This window comes from Janthinobacterium sp. LS2A (assembly GCF_036543145.1).
Classification (GTDB): Bacteria; Pseudomonadota; Gammaproteobacteria; order Burkholderiales; family Burkholderiaceae_D; genus Janthinobacterium; species Janthinobacterium aestuarii.
The window spans coordinates 1-2,944 of the sequence record NZ_JAZHPB010000021.1 but is presented as its reverse complement, the minus strand read 5'-3'; the positions used below and the strand labels follow the sequence as shown (position 1 = coordinate 2,944).

The 2,944-nt window shown below is 54.1% G+C and carries 4 protein-coding genes; all 4 read left to right on the top strand.

Annotated elements, in window-relative coordinates; translation table 11 throughout:
- Nucleotides 1-181, top strand: a 181-nt coding sequence (locus V3C40_RS28215) for a hypothetical protein (protein WP_331779161.1), incomplete at its 5' end; no start/stop codon positions are given.
- Between the two features lie 138 nt (nucleotides 182-319).
- Entirely contained in the window at nucleotides 320-1,561 is a 1,242-nt protein-coding gene (locus V3C40_RS28210; RefSeq protein ID WP_331779160.1) for a hypothetical protein, read from the top strand.
- A 626-nt stretch (nucleotides 1,562-2,187) separates the two neighbouring features.
- Nucleotides 2,188-2,544, top strand: a complete 357-nt coding sequence (locus V3C40_RS28205; protein ID WP_331779159.1) for a hypothetical protein — start codon at nucleotides 2,188-2,190, stop codon at nucleotides 2,542-2,544.
- A 187-nt stretch (nucleotides 2,545-2,731) separates the two neighbouring features.
- Nucleotides 2,732-2,935 (top strand): hypothetical protein, encoded by a 204-nt coding sequence (locus V3C40_RS28200; RefSeq protein WP_219890550.1) that lies wholly within the window; start codon nucleotides 2,732-2,734, stop codon nucleotides 2,933-2,935.
- The last annotated feature ends 9 nt before the right edge of the window (nucleotides 2,936-2,944 follow it).

Here is a 2,944-nt window from a genome sequence, read left to right as displayed (position 1 = left end):
ATACCTGGCAACGACGGCAAGCGGCCATTCCAGCGAGTTTGCATTAGCTGCGCGGGTGTTCGTCTGTGGCCTGCCAAGTGCCAGTGGCGCGGTTGGAGATGAGATTCGAATGCTCCGCACTTTTCCCCGCGCGCTTGCGACAACGCGAAGCATCGAAGTTCAGATTGTTTTGCTCGATTAAACATGTAGCGCTCTCTGCTACTCTGGGGGCGACAGTTGCCGTACACTGTATGGCTGAGATTGGCCAGAAGCCGACCTTCCTAGCGACAGTTTAAACTGTTGACTCATTCACTGACCGCCCTGATCGGCCCACGCCACTATGTTCTTCCGTCTCGCCTTCCTTGCCGCCACCCTGACGCTCGGCTTCGCCGATTCGGCTGTTGCCGATACCCCCGTCCTTGAAAAACTCACAGCTAGCCGGCTCGCTATCACTCTTGACAAAGGCACGTTATCGGGACCCGGTGCGGCACTGCTGCTGCAGGCTTCGCGCCAGGCGCAGTACGTCCTCCTCGGCGAGGATCATGGTGTCGCCGAGATCGCCCAGTTCTCATCCGCCTACTTCAATGCCTTGCCCCCTGCCGGCTTCACGACCTTGGTCACCGAAAATGGTCCAGCCGTGACGAGTGCGCTCGAAGGGATACTCAAGGGTGCCGACGCGGTTGCTGCTATCGCCAGATTCGACGCCATCTATCCGGACTCCGTTGCTTTCTACACCATGCGCCAGGAAGCAGAGATGCTCGCCAGCTTTGCCCTGGCCGCAGGACCGCGCTTCCAGCACTGGGGCATCGATCAGGAATTCGTGGGTGCGGCCAAATACCTGATCACGCTGATGCTGGCCCAGCCGGTTAATCCGGCCGCCCGCACGAAGATGGAAGCCTTGCGTCAAATGGAAGCTGCCGCGTCTCAAAAGGCGGTAGCCACCGGCAATCCCTTAGAGTACTTTATGCTGTCGGCCTCAACCGAGGAACTGACCTCGTTGCGCCCGCTACTTGCCGGCCCCAAAGAGCAAACCGCGCTAGGCCTGCTCGATGCATTGCTGGCCACACGCGCCATCTATCAGAAAAGCGCTTCTCAAGTGCCCGGCGATCGCGACCTATCCAACCGCTTACGTTTGACGCTGTTAAAGCGGACCCTGGAAACCCGGCTCGGCATGCAAGAGCAAAAGCTGGTGGTCAAGGTCGGCGCAAATCACGCATACAAGGGCATTAATCCACTCAACAATCGTGACATTGGCAACTTTCTGGCTGAACGCGCCGAAGGCCAGGGCCATACCACGCTGCACCTGATTGTGATGGCGGCGAAGGGGACGCAACTGAGATTTGCGGGAGCGGGCAAGCCATATCAGCCGGCACCAATCAAACTTGACAGCTCGGCCTTCAAACTGCTGGCCAGTGCAGGCGCCACCGACGGCAGTTGGTCTCTATTTGATCTGCGTTCACTGCGGCCAGGCTCGCGCAAACTGGCGGGGGGCGACATTGAAATGTTCAACCTGATCAACGGCTACGATTTTGCCCTGATTATCCCCGAAGGCAGCGCTTCTGCGCAGCTCGTGACACCGTAGAAGGGGGGGGCGGGCATTTCAATAATTGCAATTATGCAATTATACTGATTCCCCGCTGCGAAACGGCCAAGCGTGCACGGAAATGCCGCCCTTTCGCTTCAGGGCAGCGCCAGCCTAGAGTGAGAATCAGCGCGTTTTACAGATGGGCAAACCGCTATCCTGAACGCCGTCGGCCGGATTGGGCCATTTACAGACGAAGAACAGACGAAGATAAAGCGCGAATTTACATCATATGAACAGCATATAAATTCTGAAGTTCACATAACACTTACCGCTGACGAAGCCCTTATGTTATTTGAGCTTTTGAGCCGCTACTCTGATTCAGGTCAGTTGAATATAATAGACCAAGCAGAACAAAGGGCGCTCTGGAATCTGTGCTGCATTCTTGAGAAGAAATCAGTAGCTCCATTTAATATGGAATATGGTCAAGCGCTGTCAGAAGCTCGGGCGCGATTGCGTGATGAGGAACAATTTCGAACTTCCGCTTTGGGGCGGAACCTGGCAAAGACGACAACCGGCCAGGAGCAGACGGACTACTGGACGTCGATATCATCTCAACTGTAGTGGAGGCGAGAATTCAAAGCTATCTATTCGCATCGTCAAACGAACCAAGTGCAACAGCGTCTTTGTCGATTGAAGCCTTAATGGCGGCGGCCTGTGCCGAGCTTTTCTCGGTTACGCTCGCCAGTGACCAAGAATTGGAGTTGCTGATGGGGTTGCTCGGCATTGAACCATTGCGCTCAATATCGTTGCGGCCTAACACTGAGTTCCTTGCGCTCTTTGATTATTCCGATAAGTTTTTACCTCAAATGAATCAGGAAGACTTTGACGTATTTTATGAGAAATGGCTACGCTTAACTCACCGAGATTCAAATATGGATGAGTATGGGCAGTTGTTATTTATTCAAGAGCGGGCTATTAGCTGGAACCAGATGGCGAGCAGGTTCATACTCCGCGAAGCCCCAATGACATCAGCAGAGTGACTCCAACCGGCCGAGGCTGTGTGAAAACGCAGAAAAATTCGGCCCCGCAAAAAAACGGTCTCTTAAAACGCCCGCTACGCGATTTTTTCGGAGTGGGGAATGGTCACCCTACCCATGAAAATTTCGTGTTTTTGCGTTTTCACACAGCCTGGGCCAGAAGCAGCCTCCCATCGTGAAAGGACATCGTATGGCTCAGTTACCTGAATTTGTAATCAATGCGCGAGACGAGGCGAATGCTGCTGCAGACGCTCATCATGATGCTTGGGATGAATTGCAGGCCATTGCTGAGCCGTCCTACGAGGATGTCGAGAAATGGATAGCAGTGCGGGAGAAGTTCTACTTTGCGCAAGAAAGGTTCGAAAAGTTATTATGGCAGGCGTTGGGTCGTTAAGCCGCTTTC